Below are 14,856 nucleotides of genomic sequence, written 5' to 3'. Positions count from 1 at the left end.
TCACAGCCCCGCCGTCAGCACGCCCGCCGCAACCGCAGCGCCGACGCGCATCCGCTGCGCGTCCGGTGCGGGCTGGCGCAGGTACATCGTCAGGTCGGTGATCGCGGCAGCCAGTGGGTGCGCGGAAAACAGCGCCTGCACGCCGACTGCCTGCGAAGCCATCTCGATCGCCAGTCCGCCTGCCGCGTAGACTGCAGCGCGCGCGGCGGCGACCAGGGGCAGCCGGGCAGCGTCATCGGCAAACCAGCCGGCCGCCGCGGTGCGGATCGCGCCCGCCGCCGTCTCGGCAAGGCCATAAAGCGCCGCCAACCGACCCGCCTGATGCGGATCGTCGGCGCGCCCCGCCGCAGCCAAATGCGCCGTGCAATGGTCGAGCAGCGCGGCGATGCCTCCGGCCTGCACCGCAGCGAAGCGCAGCGCGCCACCGCTGAACCAGGGCTCGCGTACGTAATCGCCAGGCGCGCCGATCAGATCGCCCGGCGCGACCGGCGTATCCCACCAGCGCACGACATGGGTTTCCGATCGCTGCATCCCCGTCACGCGCCAGAACGACCGGTCGATCGTTGGCGGTGTGCGGGCAAGGTCGAGCAACAGCAACTGGCGCCCCCCGGCGAGGTCGACGCCGACCAGCGCGTGCGTCAGCAGCCCCGCTCCGCTCGCGAAACTCTTCCCACCGCTGAGCCGTCCGTCATGCAGGTGCAGCGCCTCGCCCGGCAGATCGGCGTTCCATACGCCGAATGCCGCGCCGTCCGCCACCGCCGCGACGACCCGCTCGGCCTGATCCGCCGTCCCATACCGCAGCCCGATCTGGACCGCGTCGACATGCCCTTCGAACAAGCGGCCGAGCGGCAGATCGGCTCGCCCGGTTTCGTACAGCAAGCGCAACAGGTGCAGGAGCGAGTCATGATCGGCCGGATCGCCGAGGCAGGGCAGCAACGTGGACCGCGCGGCGATGGCGCGACGCAGGTCGGTCATGCCGCACGCCGCCCGGGCGGCATCGCCGCGCACAGGACAGACACTTCCGCCTCCGCGACGGCGAGCGGCACGCGCCGCATGCCGGCCGGTGGCGTGGGAACGACGCGCATCGCAAACGCTTCGGCATTGGAGCAGTCGCGGGCGACGCCCAGGACATGGTCGTCAGTCAGCCCGATCGCCATCGCCAGCGCTGTGAAGTCGCCGGTGGCGAAGGCGGCGCGCGCGATTGCATGACGACGATATTGCCAAATCGCATCGCGGGGATGCGCCACTTCGACCGCCTCGTCGCCCCGATCGAGCGCCCGAAGACTGCCAGCAAAGCCCAACGCGACACGGCCGACACGGCGGTCCGACGTATAGACGACGCTCGCTGCATCGCGCCGCACCCGCAGCCCCGCACGGGTCGCATCGTCAATCAGGCGCCCATCCTCGCCATGCGTCAGCGGCAGGAACCCGCCCAGCGCCTGATAGCTGTCCACCGACATGCCCAGATTGGCGCTACTCGCGTGATGATGGGTCGCCCTCGCCTCCCAGCTCACCGGATCGAGGGTCCGGCGCAGGGCATGCAGAGTGTCGTAATAGGCTTCGATCCGATCCTGCACCGCATGCGCCTGCGTGACCGTGCGCACCACCCTGCCCGCGACGACCTCGGCCGCCCGGCATCCGACGACCATCGCCTGCAACCAGCCGGCGTCGGGCACGCTGTCGGCATCGGTGCTGAGGAGCAGCCCCGGCCCGGCGAGCGCGACCATACCGAGCCGCACGGCCGCATGGCGTGCGCGGCCGGCGTTCGGATCTGCCTGCACGATCTGCTCGACGATCACCGGCAGCACGGTATGGGCCGCATACGCCTGCGCCACCTGCACGCTCGCATCGTGACAGCTATCGAGAAGCAGGCAGATTTTCAGGTCCACGCCGCGCCGGTCGAGGCGATCCAGGGCCGTGAACAGCACGGGCAACGACGCTGCTTCATTACGAGCCGGCACGCAGATGGCGATCGGAACCGGGCTCGTGGGGACAGTCAAAGCGAGCCTGCTCTCATAAGCCGTGTTTAGCGAGCCGTTCAATCCATGCCATTGATACGGATCAAGGAGCACAATGATAGACGACAGGACGTTCGGTCCATCGTCATCGTCACGGGATCAACTGCACCGGTATGTGATACCTGCAATCGTATTGATCCAGATCATCATCGCACCCGATCCGTATCTATGCACGTTAGCTTCGTCAAAATTGAAGGAGCGTCCATGACTGATTTCACGCCACACAAGCCGGGTTCGGGCGGCGAGACCCATCAGGTCGCCGACGACGCGCATCCGGTGCTCACCACCAACCATGGCACCCCGATCGCGGACAACCAGAACCAGCTGAAGGCGGGCCCTCGTGGCCCTGTGTTGCTGGAAGATGAAATCTATCGCGAGAAGATCAACCACTTCGACCACGAGCGCATCCCCGAGCGGATCGTCCACGCACGCGGATCGGCGGCGCACGGCTATTTCGAATGTACCGAAAGCTTGGCCGACATCACCGTCGCCGACCTGTTCCAGAAGAAGGGCCAGCGCACCGAGGTGTTCACCCGCTTCTCGACCGTCGCCGGCGGTGCGGGGTCGGTCGACACGCCGCGCGACGTGCGCGGATTCGCGGTCAAGTTCTACACCCGCCAGGGCAATTGGGATCTCGTCGGCAACAACATCCCCGTCTTCTTCATCCAGGATGCGATCAAGTTCCCCGACCTGATCCACGCCGCGAAGATGGAGGCCGATCGCGGCTATCCCCAGGCGGCGACCGCGCACGACACCTTCTGGGACTTCATCAGCCTGATGCCCGAATCCACCCATATGATCATGTGGGCGATGTCGGACCGCACGCTGCCGCGCACCTTCGCCACTATGGAGGGGTTCGGCGTCCACACCTTCCGCTTCATCAACAAGGAGGGCAAGAGCACCTTCGTCAAGTTCCACTGGAAGCCGAAGGCAGGGCTTGCCTCGACGATCTGGGACGAGACGGTCAAGATCGCCGGCGCCGATCCCGACTTCCAGCGCCGCAACCTGTTCGAAAGCATCGAGCGTGGCGATTTTCCGACCTGGGATCTCGGGGTCCAGCTGTTCGACGAAGAGTTCGCCGATAGCCAGCCCTATGACGTGCTCGATGCGACCAAGATCATTCCCGAGGAAGTGCTCCCGGTCCGCATCGTCGGTCGGATGGTGCTCGATCGCTACCCGGACAATTTCTTCGCCGAGACCGAACAGGCCGCGTTCGTGCCGAGCCATGTCGTGCCTGGGATCGGCTTAAGCAATGATCCGCTGCTCCAGGGCCGGCTGTTCAGCTATACCGACACGCAGATGTCGCGGCTGGGCTCGGTCAATTTCCACCAGCTTCCCATCAACAGCGCCAAGGGCCGTGCCGCCGCGGCGGGCTGTCCGTTCATGAACCAGCAGCGCGACGGACACATGCAGATGGCAGTGCCCAAGGGCCGCGCCAATTACGAGCCCAACAGCCTGGCGCAGGCCGGCGAGGAAGCCGGCGCGCGCGAGGACCCGGGGGGCGGCTACAAGACCTTCCCATCGGACGAGCAGGGCCAGAAGCTGCGCATCCGCCCGGAAAGCTTCGCGGACCATTACAGCCAGGCGCGCTTGTTCTTTCGATCAATGGACCCAGCCGAACAGGCGCATATCGCCTCAGCGCTGGTGTTCGAGCTGAGCAAGGTCAGCCTGGAGCATATCCGCGTCGCGATGATGGCCAATCTGCGCAACGTCGATGAGGGTCTGGCACAACGCGTCGCCGACGGGCTCGCCATGGAGCTGCCGCCGGCGTCGAAGACCGCTGCGCCCGTGCTCGACATGGATCCTTCGCCGGCGCTGCGGATCATCCGCGGACCGCTCGAAAAGCACACGCTGGAAGGCCGCACGATCGGCATCCTGATCGCCGACGGCACGGACGCCGACGATCTCAAGACGGTGAGGGACGCGGTGAAGGCCGCCGGCGGGACACCGATGACGATAGCACCCAAGGTCGGCAAGGTGCCGCTGTCCGACGGCACCGCCATCGCCGCGGACGCTCAGCTGTTCGGCCAACCTTCAGTGACGGTCGATGCCTGCGCGGTGATCCTGGCGGACGCGGCCTGCACCAAGCTCGTCAAGGAAGGCGCCGCGGTCCAATGGGTGATGGACGCCTTCGGCCATTTGAAGGCGATCGGGCACAATGCGGACGCCAAGCCTCTGCTCGACAAGGCCGGTGTTCAACCAGACGAGGGCATTACCGACCTGTCTGACTTTGTGGAAGCGGCCAAGAAACGCTATTGGAACCGAGAGCCAAGCGTTCGTACCTTAGCATAAACGCTGTGGTGGCTGGCCCGTCGAGCCGGGCCAGCCACAATGATCCAGAAACGGACGTTCAAAACCAACCTGTCATCGCTTGGAAGCAGACGTCGGTTCAGGTCGGGATCGCTTTGGTCGTAAATTCGATCTCGCTGGCTTCTCGCATCGCCGCTCAGCCTTTCCCAATTTCCGTGCGCGAAGCCGTCGCGCGCGGCGTCGTCGAGCTTGACTGCCTCCAGAAAGCGGCGAGGTTTGCCGCCGGGCCGGTACTGGTAAGGGAAGTCGGTCGAGAACAGCAGGCGTTCCGGCCCTGAGATTTCCATGCAGCGCTGTAGATAGGTCTCGCTCCACATGCCGCTGCCCGTGACGTAGAGGTTCTTGCGCGCGCATTCTGCAAGCGATCGTTTGAGATCGCCTTGCTGATGCGCGACGAGCAGGCAGCGCTGCTCACCATCGCGCTTGCTGCGGGCTTCACGACCTATGCGGGCTTCATCCAGGCATTCAGACGCGAATTCGGGACGACGCCCGCGAAGGTCCAGCACGCAATGTCGCGATAGGTCTGATCTTGCGGCATCCGTTTCGCGTTGGCAGGCAGCGGCCCTCTCCGTCTCCGACAGCCGCAGCACCCATGCATTCGGTGCTCAGTGCCGCACTGCCCATGCGACCGCCGCGGCAGGATGAAGCAGCTTCACCTCGCCCGTCGCCGTCTCGACCAAGCCAATCCGCATTTGGGCGGCCGTCAGCTTCGCATTCACCGCGACCATCTGCGCGGCTGCGCGCGCAACGAGCGGGGCCGCCATCGACGTGCCCGACATGTGCACCGCGATATCGCCCGGCCAGCGCAAAGGCACGGCCTCGCCTTGCGCGTAGACACCGATCGAAGGACCGAAAACCGTGAAGTTCGTGGGTCGGCCGTTCGTGCCGGTCGCCCCGACGATGATGAGATTGGGCAGCTTGAGCCGTTGCACAGAGTCGGACTGGACGTCGTCCGCCTGATTGCTGTTGCCCGCGGCGACCACGAAGAGGGTGTTCGATGCCGCCCGCAGCAGCCGTTCGAGTGCATCGCCGATCGTTTTCTGCATCGCGATCCCGCGTGCCTTCGCCTTGGCCGGATCGCTCTCCAGCTTATGATCGAGCAGCTCTTCCGTGATCTCGTCTGCGGTTAACCCCCAGCTCATGCTGACGATCCGCACATCCGCCCCCTTGAGGCGGGCGGCAAGCCGGTCGATCGCGGCTGCCCAGCGCGTTACGGTCGCTTCGTCGTAGGGGATGTCTTCCCGGTTCTCATCCCGTCCCCAAGGCAGCGCAGCGATGTTGTAGAGCCGGACATAGGGCGCGCCATCCGCAATCTCGCTCGCACAGGCGGTGCCGTGGACCCGGCCGCCATTTTCCAGCACGGCCAAGAACGCATCGCCCTGTTCACGGCTCGACGCCGATCGGGAGAAGGAGGCGAACAGGGTCGCCTCCGGCGTGTCCAGACCGTAATTCAGGTCGAGTTCGCCCTTCGCGAGCGCGACGGTTGAGCCGAGGCGCGTGCGCAGCCATTGCGTGGGCTGCATGATCGCGCCAGCACGCGGTTTCAGCGCGGTATCGTACGTCGGCCCATTGGTATCGTCGATGACGCCGTTGCCATCATTGTCGACACCGTCGAGCGGCTCGGCCGGATCACGCGCGAGCTGGCCCGGGAACAGCGTGTCGTCGAATCCGCTGTCCCAGACCGCAACGGTGACCGGCCGCGCCGTGGCAAAGGCGGCGGCGGGAGGCTGGCGGTCTTGCCAGATATCAACCGGGCGATTGGCGGGCGCGTCGATCCACGCGCGTGCGGCCGCGACCAGCGGCGCGCGGCAGGGCGGAATCTTGGTTGCCAACGCCCGAAACGCCGCGAGCCGTATGGCCTGCAGCACGTCGAGCGATCCGCGTTCCTTGACGACCGGATCGAATAGGCCGACCGCCGTGCCGGCCATGAAGGCCACGCTGACGGTTTGCAGGCCGCTGTAGCTCTGCAGGATCTGGTCCCGCACCGTGACCGGATCGACGTCCCGCAATCGTTCGGTCAGTCGCGCCGCCGCGGCATCGCACCCGCCACCCGGCGCTAGGGTCGCGGCGGCAAGGTCCATGGACAGCGCGCCGATCGCCTTGCCCTGTGGCTTGGTCTGTAAGGCGCGATAGTTTGCAACGAACCGGTCCGCGTCCGCCTTCCGCCCGTCGAGCACCGCGATTGCGGCGAGGCCAAACGCGAGATCGGCTTTGATCGTCGCGTCCCTGATATCATAGTCGCGCAGCAGGCGCTCGGCCTCGCTGCGGATCGCCGGCAAAATCGCGGCGAATTCCGGCTTGTCCATGAGCGCGCTGGGCGGCGCGGCGAACGTGAAACGGGTCGGCGGCAGATCCGATCGGGTGGCGATGATCGGTCGCTCGGCGGCTTGCGCCGTTGTCGCGGCGGCTGCAAATAGTGCGACAGCGAGCAACGTTCTCATCATCTTCCCCCGACTCGTTTCCCCCGCTAAAGATCGTAAGCGAGGTGCCGGATCGGACGCAATGTTGCATTAAGGTCGTGACCAATGGAGCTTGGGCCAGGCGCTCGAATACGAGGCGTTAGCGCTGATCGCTCAGGATACTGAACCACCCAAAAGCGGCCATTCAGAGGGCCCCTTCCGCTACCCACTTTCTGCCGTTTGTTCATCTACAGCACGGCGCGCACGACAGCCAGTGGATTCCAATAGTCGACGTAGCGCACTATGCGGCCGCCGCAGGTAGTGATGACCGAAAGGTAACGCTGTTCGTAGGGGACGCCCGTGTGGATCCCGCGCCCGATGCCCTCGAACGCCAGTACGGACGTGCGAGCGTCGCTCGCGATCACCGTGGCCGGACCGATCCTGTCGAAGGAGATGAGGCGTGCGAGTTTCACGAGGTGTTCGGCCACCGCGTCCCGGCCCTCTAGTCGCTCCGGCATGCCAGGCGGCGTGAAGGGGAACTCCATGACGGCATCGTCCGCGAGCATGTCCGTGAAGCTGACGGCATCGGCTACCACGCGATTGCCTAGGGCCTCGCGCAGCATTTTCGGAAAGTCTTGAACACTATCAGACATCGGCTATGTCCTTTCGTCGAGACGCCATCGTCTCGTCCATTTAGGAGTTCGTCGATGGAACGCAAGCGTTCCGCCGAAAACGTGACATCACAGACGTGGGGTGCTGCCGTTCAGCGAGCCGACGTGACGGAAGCGCTGACGCGGGCGTTCTTCATGGAATGGGCGCGCGTTGGCTATGCCGACATCAGCCTAGAGCGGGTTGCGCGGTTGGCCGGCTCAGGCAAGGCGGCGCTCTACCGCCGTTGGCCGGACAAGGCGGCGATGATGGCAGACCTGCTTTCGCGGATCGGCCTCTCCCTCACGATGATCAATGACCAAGGATCTTTGGAGGATGACGTGTTAGCGTTTCTTTTTGCGGTACGTCGCGTTCTTCGCCATCCCACCATCCGACGGATAGTGTCGGACATACACGCACAGCTTGAACGCAACCCCAGCTTGGCAGCAGCAATGCGTCCGTTCCAGGATGCGCGTCGGGCGCGGGCGTATGAAATCATCGACCGGGCGATCAAGAGAGGCGAGCTGCAAGCGACGATCGACCGCAACCTAGTCGGCGATTTGCTCGCCGCCCCAATCTACTGGCGCATCGCGGTGTTGGGACAGCGAGCAGATCGGTATTACGTGCAGGGTCTAGCACGCACGATTATTGGTGCGCTGCGGACGATGCCATGACCTAAACGTCGGACATGGAACGAGCTTGTCTGCCTTCCCGAAAGCGGACACCAGTTCATGATACCCTAGAAGTAACGCTGAACCGGAAGGCGGCACTCGAGCTTCGGTAGTCCGATGCGGAGGCCATCCCGCGGTGCCAGCGCAGGCGTTGAGGATGATGTCCGTTCATCCCGGTCGTTGGAGATGTTTGCGGTCATGCTGCCTCAGGAACGCCTGCGGCCGGAGCCGTTCTTAATTCCACCGGCCGCCGGGCGCGATCACATCACGTCATAGCTAGCCTGTCGAATGTGCCGACTAAATAATCGAACACGGCGGCAATCCTCGGCAGAGACCGTAAGTCCTCATGCGTGACTATCCAAGTCTCCAGTGGAGGCAGGCCTACCTCCGGCAAAACTTGGCGGAGTGACAAGTCGCGCCTACCCACGCCGCATTGCGTTACGCCGATGCCAACGCCGGCGCGGATGAGCGCCAGCTGGGCCGGGTGGCTGTCGACGCGGGCGACGAACCGCTCGAGCGGGATGTCGCTACCGTGCGCCTCCAGCATGGCGAGGTCGTACCGGTGGCGATCGGGGCCGATGAGATCATGGTCGTCAAGGTCCCCGACGGTGTCGGGTCGGCCGTGTTTGGCGAGGTAATCGACATGGGCGAAGAAGCCGAGCTCGATCGGCGGCACCTTTCGGGCGACGAGCGCCCCTTGCGACGGCTGTTGCATACGGACGGCGACGTCCGCCTCCTGTTCGAGAATATTGGCGACGGCATCGCTCAGCTCGATCTCAAGGATGAGGTCGGGGTGCCGGCGACGCAGCTCCGCCACCATCGGCGGTAGCACCTCCTGCCCGATGAACTGGGGGACGCTGATCCTGACCCGCCCCGCGACGCGATCCGGCGGGGCGGAGGCCGCGCGGACAAACGCCTCCGACGCGCGCGCCATCGCCCGTGCCGCGGCGCCGAGCGATCGCGCCTGCTCGGTCGGGACCAGCCCGCGTACCGATCGCGTGAACAGCACCGTCCCGAGCGCCTGCTCCAGTGCCTCGAGCCGAGCTCGCATCGTGGGCTGCGTCACGCCAAGCCGGCGTGCGGCGGCGGACAGGCTGCCTTCCTCGAGTACGGCGAGAAAGGCGCGCTGGTCCTCCCAATCGAGGCTCTTCATCAAAAATGCTCCAGCAGCTGAACGCAGTTCCTCAATTACCTTCTATCACCCAGCACGCCAAATCCATCCCGGAAGGAGAATGGTCATGAAACAAGGCAAAACCGCGCTGGTTCTGGGGGCGACGGGTGGCATCGGCGGGGAGACGGCGGCGGCGCTGTTGCGGCACGGCTGGAAGCTCGTGGCGATGGCGCGTGATCCGGAGCGGGCCGCCGCAGCATCGGGAGAGCGACTGCGCGGGGTCGCGTGGACGCAAGGCGACGCGATGGTTGCGGCCGACGTCCTGCGTGCAGCGCACGGGGTGGACGTGATCGTCCACGCGGTGAACCCGCCCGCCTATCGCGGCTGGGGCGAGCTGGTACTGCCGATGATCGACAACACCATCGCGGCGGCCGAAGCGACCGGAGCACGCATCGTGCTGCCCGGCACCGTCTACAATTACGGGGCCGACGTGCCGGCCGATGTGGCCGAGGACGCGCCGCAGCACCCCGCGACCGAAAAGGGACGGCTTCGTGTCGAGCTGGAGCAGCGCCTCGCCCGCGCCGTCGATCGAGGAGGCCGGGTGCTCATCGTCCGCTTCGGCGATTTCTTTGGACCGCATGCCGGCAACAACTGGTTCAGCCAGGGGCTGGTGACGCCCGGCCGGCGGCTCGCCTCGATCACGTATCCGGGCCGCAGAGGCGTCGGCCATAGCTGGATCTATCTGCCCGACGCCGCGGAGACGATCGCGCGGCTGCTCGATCAGGAGAACGATCTGGAGCGGTTCGCGCGATTCCATGCCGAGGGGGTGTGGGACGCCGACGGCACGGTGATGGTCGACGCCATCGCCAGGGCGGTGGGCCGGCTAGAGACGCGAATGAAGCCGCTGCCATGGCCGTTGTTCGCCGTCCTCGGCCTGTTCAACGAAACGCTACGCGGTCTGTATGGCATGCGTCATCTCTGGCGCGTCCCCCTGCGCCTCGACAACCGCAAGCTCGTCGCGTTCCTCGGCGAGGAACCGCGAACGCCACTGCGGGTCGCCGTAGCGGACACGCTGCGCGCGCTCAAAATCGATTGAGGTGCTCCACCGCGCGTGCAGTCAACGGCAGGCTGATCGTCACCTGCGCGCCGCCATAGTTCGAGACTCCGAACTCAATCGTCCCGCGATGTCCCTCGACAATCTGCTGAACGATCGCGAGCCCTAGCCCCGAGCCGGCAAGCCCTGCCCGCCTCGCCTGCTCGCCGCGGCGATAGGGTTGGAGCATCTCGGCGCGCTGATCGGGCGAGATACCCGGCCCATCGTCCTCGACCTTCAGCCAGGCGTGATCGGCGGTCGAGCCGGTCGCCACGTGAACGCGTCCGCCGCCGTATTTGATGGCGTTGTCGATGAGGTTGGAGACGACCCGGCGCAGCGCGAGCGCGTCGCCGAGGCAGGGGGCGTCGTCGAGCGCTAGGTCGATGGCGCCCTGCTGGCCGCGAGCGTCGCGCTCCGCCGCCTCGCTGGCGGCGATGTCGGCAAGGTCGACCGGCACGCGTTCGGGACCGGTCGCCGTGCCACGCGCGAACGCCAACGCGTCGGACAGCATCGCGTCCATTCGCTCGAGATCGCGTTCAAGCGGTGCCCGCGCGGCCGTGTCACCCAGCGCCGCGACCCGCAAGCGCATTCGCGTGAGCACGGTGCGCAGGTCGTGCGAGATCGCGCCGATCATCAGCGAGCGCTCGCCGAGCAACGTCACGACGCGCTCCTGCATCGCCGCGGCGGCTTCGCTGGTCCGGCGTATATCAGCGGCTGCGGACACGGAGCCGGCGATCGTCACCCGTGTTCCGTCGAAGTCGAGCATGGCGCGAACGACCCGACGCAGCGGCCGTGTCTCGCGCGCGGTGGCCCAGAGCGCGAGCAGCACCAGCAGCGTCGCCGCGGCACCCATCCACTGACTTGCCGGCCATCCGAGCAAGCGCGGCGCGTCCTTGTCGCCGGTCGAATTTGTGTCGATCACGATGAACCGGCCATCGGGGAGCCGGGCGGATGCCCGGGCGAGGAAACCCTCGACCCCCGAAGAGCTGTCGCGGGGTATGAAGACAGTACTGACAAAGGCCCGCACCGAGATGCCGCTGCGGATGAAGCTGCGCAGACGCGTGGTGAGCCGCGGCGCGTAGCGCAGGTCGGGGGTCGCCGGTTCGGCGGCAAGGATCCTCGTCACGACATCGAGCCCGTTCGCACTGCGCAACACGAGCGGCAGCCTGTTCGGAGGTTCAGTCGCGGCAAGATCGATAATGCCGGCGGCGAGCTGCAGACGCGGGAACGGCCCCTGCCTGAAGGTCGGGCGATGCTGCTCGCGCATGTAGAATAGCGTGACGCCCAGCGTGCCGAGCAGAACGAGCGCGCCGAGCAGGATGAGGATCAGCCGTCCGAACAGATCGAGCCGGCGGATCATCCTCGGCGGACCGCAGCGGCCAGGATATAGCCGGCGTTGCGCACCGTGCGGATCAGACCCGCGACTTCGCTGCCCGCCTCTTCCAGCCGCCGGCGCAGGCGACTGACCTGCATGTCGATTGACCGATCGAAAGCATCGGCGGCGCGGCCGCGGGTCAGGTCGAGCAGCCGATCGCGCGACAGGACGCGTTGCGGCGCGTGTGCAAAGCTGAGCAACAGGTCGAACTCGGCGGCGGTCAGCGAGAGCTCGGCGTCGCCGATCAGGACGCGCCGCGCGGCTGGGTCGATCGCGAGATCGGCGAGGATCAGCCGCTCGCCCTCGATCGGTGCCCCACGGCGCAGCACCGCGCGGATGCGGGCAAGCAGGACCTGCGGGTTGAACGGCTTTGACACATAGTCGTCGGCGCCGCCGTCAAGCCCCGCGATCCGGTCGCCGTCCTCGTCGCGCGCGGTCAGCATCACGACCGGCGGGCCGCCGCCCGCTCGAACCCGGCGGCAGATCGCCAGGCCGTCTTCGCCGGGCAGCATCCAATCGAGCACGACGAGCGCGACCCTGCGTTGGGCCAGCACGGCATCGAGCGCCGCCCCGTCACGCGCGGTCGCGACCGTAAAGCCATTCGCTGCGAGAAAGGCAGCCAGCAACTCGCGGATGTCCGCATCGTCCTCGCAGACGGCGATGAGCGGCTGGTCAGGCATCGGCGCATCAAGCGCCCGGCCGCGTGTGGAAGCAAGCGGCGTTACAAATTGTTACGCTAGCCGGGCAACGTGTCACAAGCCGGTGAAGGCGAGAGCTGATATGGCCTCACTCAGCCCGGAGACTGCGCATGAAGACGATTGCGATGCTCATCCTTATGACGACCGCCGGCGCGGCCAGCGCCGCCGACTTTCCCGAGTGCAAGGTGCGTACCTTGGCACCCGTCACCGATGACGGCGGCTATCGCAACCCGGCGGGGACGATCCTGCCAGCCGATATTCTGCGCCGCGACGCGCACGGCGTCTCCTACTGCGCGCACGGCGGAACGTGCGTGCCCGAGCGCGTCCGCGGCCGGCAGGTCGTGCGGCTGATCAATTGCCGTCCGGGGAAGTCGATCGGAAACGGCGACTATCGGCTCGATCCCGACCCCAAGACGATGGGCGCCGCAGACGCGCGCCGTTTCCTGACCGCGCGTCAGGTCGGCGACAAGTTGGCGGCCCTCAATTTCTCCAATGCCGCGATCGGCAGCTGGTCGAGCGACTATGCCACCAATCCCGCATCGCCCAATGGGCGGCTGGTCGCCCGAGCACTGGCAGGCTCGAGCAAGGCTGTCGCCGAGATGAAGGCCAAGCTGCCATGATCCGTCATGTCGCTGTCATCGCTGCGGGTATGCTCACGGCGACGGGCGTGCAGGCGCAGGAGGCGCTGCGCAGCATCGTCCCGATCCGCGAGGTCGACATCCGCCCAGTCGGTACGCCGCGCTACATCATCGAGGTTGTCGTCAATGGCGCGCCGATGATGGCGGGGCTCGATACCGGCTCGACCGGGTTGCGGCTGCTGCCTCGTGCCGCGGCCCGGGCACGGGTCGCGCCGGGTGGAGAGGCGGAAACCTATTCCTACGGCAGCGGCGTCGAACTCGACGGCCGGCGCGTCGAGGCCGATGTCGCGATCGGTGGCGCACGCGGGCGCGTGGCAATCCAGGCGATCGATCACGTGACGTGCGTGGCCCGCCAGCCCGACTGTCCCGCCGCGCGCGTGCCCGCGAATGCCTACGGCCTGATGGGGTCCGGGCAGCCGGGGCAAGGATTTCCCGCGATCATCGGCATCCGATTGATGTCGGAACGCGTAGACAACCCGTTCCGGGCGCTGGGCGTCCGTCGCTGGATCGTCCACCTGCCTCAGCGCGGCGGTGGAGCGGGCGCGCTGGTCCTCAATCCCGACGCGCGTGACCTTACCGGCTTCGTGCCGCTGCAGCCCGGCGCGGCCAATCCGCGCGGCACCGTTGCGGGCTGCGTCTCGCTCGCCATCCCCGGGGCAGAGCGGCTGTGCGGTCCGACCCTGCTCGATACCGGCGCGCCGGGGCTGACCGTGCTAGATGCGTCGGCGCCGCCGCGGTGGCAGGAGGGAAGCCGGGCAAGGATCGACTTCGCTCCAAAGCGCGGCGGACCGCCGCCGGCGCTTGGCTTCGTGACTGGCGACAAGGCGCATGGTGCGCACGCCACGTTCAAGCCGGGCGGCAGCGACCGCGTCACTATCCATGCGGGCACGCTCCCCTTCTACGCCTATGACGTGCTGTTCGACGCCGATAGTAACACGATAGCGGTGCGGCCCAACCGTGAGGCGGGGCCAGCAGTGGTGCCGCTGAACCAATAGGAGGACCGTGTGATCCTGCCCCTGATGGCCGCGCTCGCTGCCGCTGCCTCCGCCGACCTTCCAGTCGGCAGCCGTTACGTCTCGCTCGGCAGTTCTTATGCCGCCGGGCCCGGCGTGGGCATACCCGATCCCGCAAGCGGCGCCTGTGCGCGGTCGATGTCCAACTATGCCCGGCAAGTGGCGGCGCGTCGCCACCTACGACTGGTCGACGCCGCCTGTTCTGGTGCAACGACCGCCAACATCCTCGACCATGGCCAGCACGGCTTTTCGGCGCAGATCGCGGCGGTGACCTCTGACACAAGACTGGTGACGGTCCTGATTGGCGGCAACGATATAGACTATGTCGGCAATCTGGGAGGGCTGACCTGCCGCGACACCGGCGGTGCAAATTGCCATGTTCGCGACGCCGGCGACGTCGAGGCCCGGCTCGCCGCGCTTCCCACCTCACTCGACCGCGTGATCGCCGCCGTGCGGCAACGCGCCCCTGCAGCGCGGATTGTCCTCGTCGGCTATCTACCCGCCATCCCGGCTAGCGGCCCCGGCAACTGTGCGGCGGTTCCGCTCACACCGGCCGATGCATCGCGAATGCGGGGGGTGGCGATCCGCCTCGCCCAAGCGATTGGCGGCGCCGCGAAGCGCAATGGCGTTGACGTCGTGCGCTCGACGCTGGTCGGCGAAGGACATGACGCATGCGCACCGCAGCCTTTCGTCGCCGGCTTCCACCCCGCGGCCAATCCCGGATGGCCCACGCCCGTCCCATATCACCCGAACCAGGCCGGCATGAACGCCATAGCCGCTGCGCTCGACAAGGTTCTCGATCGTTGATTGAGGCGACTGTTCTCGGCAACGAAGGAGTGACACCCCTGCGCAATATGGATTTCTTCCCTTTCGGAAACCGCA

General features: G+C 66.6%; 14 protein-coding genes. 6 read left to right on the top strand and 8 right to left on the bottom strand.

Annotated features, from left to right (window positions below; translation table 11 throughout):
• Positions 1-975, bottom strand: a complete 975-nt coding sequence (locus RF701_RS02095) for an acyl-CoA dehydrogenase (RefSeq protein WP_308813926.1) — start codon at positions 973-975, stop codon at positions 1-3.
• Positions 972-1,934, bottom strand: a complete 963-nt coding sequence (locus RF701_RS02090; RefSeq protein ID WP_374758579.1) for a glycosyltransferase family 2 protein — start codon at positions 1,932-1,934, stop codon at positions 972-974. The genes RF701_RS02095 and RF701_RS02090 overlap by 4 nt, the downstream gene beginning before the upstream one ends.
• A gap of 288 nt (positions 1,935-2,222) precedes the next feature.
• On the opposite strand from RF701_RS02090, the gene RF701_RS02085 reads away from it, so the two are divergent.
• Positions 2,223-4,310, top strand: coding sequence for a catalase (locus tag RF701_RS02085; RefSeq protein WP_308813925.1), 2,088 nt, complete (start codon positions 2,223-2,225; stop codon positions 4,308-4,310).
• On the opposite strand, the gene RF701_RS02080 is transcribed toward RF701_RS02085, so the two are convergent.
• The 3 genes from RF701_RS02080 to RF701_RS02070 all read right to left on the bottom strand — a co-directional run bounded on the left by RF701_RS02080 (position 4,271) and on the right by RF701_RS02070 (position 7,380).
• Positions 4,271-4,834 carry an amidohydrolase family protein gene (locus tag RF701_RS02080; RefSeq protein WP_308813924.1) on the bottom strand — a complete coding sequence of 188 codons (564 nt, stop codon included), beginning with the start codon at positions 4,832-4,834 and terminating at the stop codon, positions 4,271-4,273. The two genes, RF701_RS02085 and RF701_RS02080, sit on opposite strands and share 40 nt — an antisense overlap.
• Before the next feature lie 99 nt (positions 4,835-4,933).
• On the bottom strand, positions 4,934-6,772 hold the full coding sequence (locus tag RF701_RS02075; protein ID WP_308813923.1) for a S8 family serine peptidase: 1,839 nt from the start codon (positions 6,770-6,772) through the stop codon (positions 4,934-4,936).
• Positions 6,773-6,975: 203 nt separating this feature from the next.
• Positions 6,976-7,380, bottom strand: a complete 405-nt coding sequence (locus RF701_RS02070) for a nuclear transport factor 2 family protein (RefSeq protein WP_308813922.1) — start codon at positions 7,378-7,380, stop codon at positions 6,976-6,978.
• Positions 7,381-7,434: 54 nt separating this feature from the next.
• Here RF701_RS02070 and RF701_RS02065 point away from each other — a divergent pair, with 54 nt between their 5' ends.
• On the top strand, positions 7,435-8,049 hold the full coding sequence (locus RF701_RS02065) for a TetR/AcrR family transcriptional regulator C-terminal ligand-binding domain-containing protein (protein ID WP_308813921.1): 615 nt from the start codon (positions 7,435-7,437) through the stop codon (positions 8,047-8,049).
• 262 nt (positions 8,050-8,311) lie between these two features.
• Here RF701_RS02065 and RF701_RS02060 read toward each other — a convergent pair whose 3' ends face one another.
• Positions 8,312-9,199: a LysR family transcriptional regulator gene (locus RF701_RS02060; protein WP_308813920.1), complete on the bottom strand. Its 888-nt coding sequence runs from the start codon at positions 9,197-9,199 to the stop codon at positions 8,312-8,314.
• A gap of 85 nt (positions 9,200-9,284) precedes the next feature.
• Here RF701_RS02060 and RF701_RS02055 point away from each other — a divergent pair, with 85 nt between their 5' ends.
• Entirely contained in the window at positions 9,285-10,253 is a 969-nt protein-coding gene (locus tag RF701_RS02055) for an SDR family NAD(P)-dependent oxidoreductase (RefSeq protein ID WP_308813919.1), read from the top strand.
• On the opposite strand, the gene RF701_RS02050 is transcribed toward RF701_RS02055, so the two are convergent.
• Positions 10,240-11,610: an ATP-binding protein gene (locus RF701_RS02050; RefSeq protein ID WP_308813918.1), complete on the bottom strand. Its 1,371-nt coding sequence runs from the start codon at positions 11,608-11,610 to the stop codon at positions 10,240-10,242. The two genes, RF701_RS02055 and RF701_RS02050, sit on opposite strands and share 14 nt — an antisense overlap.
• The gene (locus RF701_RS02045) at positions 11,607-12,305 is read right to left on the bottom strand and encodes a response regulator transcription factor (RefSeq protein ID WP_308813917.1); all 699 of its coding nucleotides are present in this window, start codon (positions 12,303-12,305) and stop codon (positions 11,607-11,609) included. The genes RF701_RS02050 and RF701_RS02045 overlap by 4 nt, the downstream gene beginning before the upstream one ends.
• A gap of 128 nt (positions 12,306-12,433) precedes the next feature.
• On the opposite strand from RF701_RS02045, the gene RF701_RS02040 reads away from it, so the two are divergent.
• The 3 genes from RF701_RS02040 to RF701_RS02030 are packed head-to-tail and all read left to right on the top strand — an operon-like array spanning position 12,434 to position 14,781.
• Positions 12,434-12,943 (top strand): hypothetical protein, encoded by a 510-nt coding sequence (locus RF701_RS02040; protein WP_308813915.1) that lies wholly within the window; start codon positions 12,434-12,436, stop codon positions 12,941-12,943.
• Positions 12,940-13,956, top strand: coding sequence for a hypothetical protein (locus RF701_RS02035; protein ID WP_308813914.1), 1,017 nt, complete (start codon positions 12,940-12,942; stop codon positions 13,954-13,956). The genes RF701_RS02040 and RF701_RS02035 overlap by 4 nt, the downstream gene beginning before the upstream one ends.
• A gap of 9 nt (positions 13,957-13,965) precedes the next feature.
• Positions 13,966-14,781 (top strand): SGNH/GDSL hydrolase family protein, encoded by an 816-nt coding sequence (locus tag RF701_RS02030; protein WP_308813913.1) that lies wholly within the window; start codon positions 13,966-13,968, stop codon positions 14,779-14,781.
• Positions 14,782-14,856 lie beyond the last annotated feature (75 nt).

It is taken from the genome of Sphingomonas sp. GV3 (assembly GCF_031082075.1).
Classification (GTDB): Bacteria; Pseudomonadota; Alphaproteobacteria; order Sphingomonadales; family Sphingomonadaceae; genus Sphingomonas; species Sphingomonas beigongshangi.
The sequence above is the reverse complement of the archived record's forward strand: the minus strand, read 5'-3'. Positions and strand labels throughout refer to the sequence as shown.

Bases quoted from the DNA above. Each gene is read 5' to 3' on its own strand.
- RF701_RS02095 (WP_308813926.1), bottom strand. From the start codon at position 975: ATGACCGACCTGCGTCGCGCCATCGCCGCGCGGTCCACGTTGCTGCCC.
- RF701_RS02085 (WP_308813925.1), top strand. From the start codon at position 2,223: ATGACTGATTTCACGCCACACAAGCCGGGTTCGGGCGGCGAGACCCAT.
- RF701_RS02075 (WP_308813923.1), bottom strand. From the start codon at position 6,772: ATGATGAGAACGTTGCTCGCTGTCGCACTATTTGCAGCCGCCGCGACA.
- RF701_RS02070 (WP_308813922.1), bottom strand. From the start codon at position 7,380: ATGTCTGATAGTGTTCAAGACTTTCCGAAAATGCTGCGCGAGGCCCTA.
- RF701_RS02065 (WP_308813921.1), top strand. From the start codon at position 7,435: ATGGAACGCAAGCGTTCCGCCGAAAACGTGACATCACAGACGTGGGGT.
- RF701_RS02060 (WP_308813920.1), bottom strand. From the start codon at position 9,199: ATGAAGAGCCTCGATTGGGAGGACCAGCGCGCCTTTCTCGCCGTACTC.
- RF701_RS02055 (WP_308813919.1), top strand. From the start codon at position 9,285: ATGAAACAAGGCAAAACCGCGCTGGTTCTGGGGGCGACGGGTGGCATC.
- RF701_RS02050 (WP_308813918.1), bottom strand. From the start codon at position 11,610: ATGATCCGCCGGCTCGATCTGTTCGGACGGCTGATCCTCATCCTGCTC.
- RF701_RS02045 (WP_308813917.1), bottom strand. From the start codon at position 12,305: ATGCCTGACCAGCCGCTCATCGCCGTCTGCGAGGACGATGCGGACATC.
- RF701_RS02040 (WP_308813915.1), top strand. From the start codon at position 12,434: ATGAAGACGATTGCGATGCTCATCCTTATGACGACCGCCGGCGCGGCC.
- RF701_RS02035 (WP_308813914.1), top strand. From the start codon at position 12,940: ATGATCCGTCATGTCGCTGTCATCGCTGCGGGTATGCTCACGGCGACG.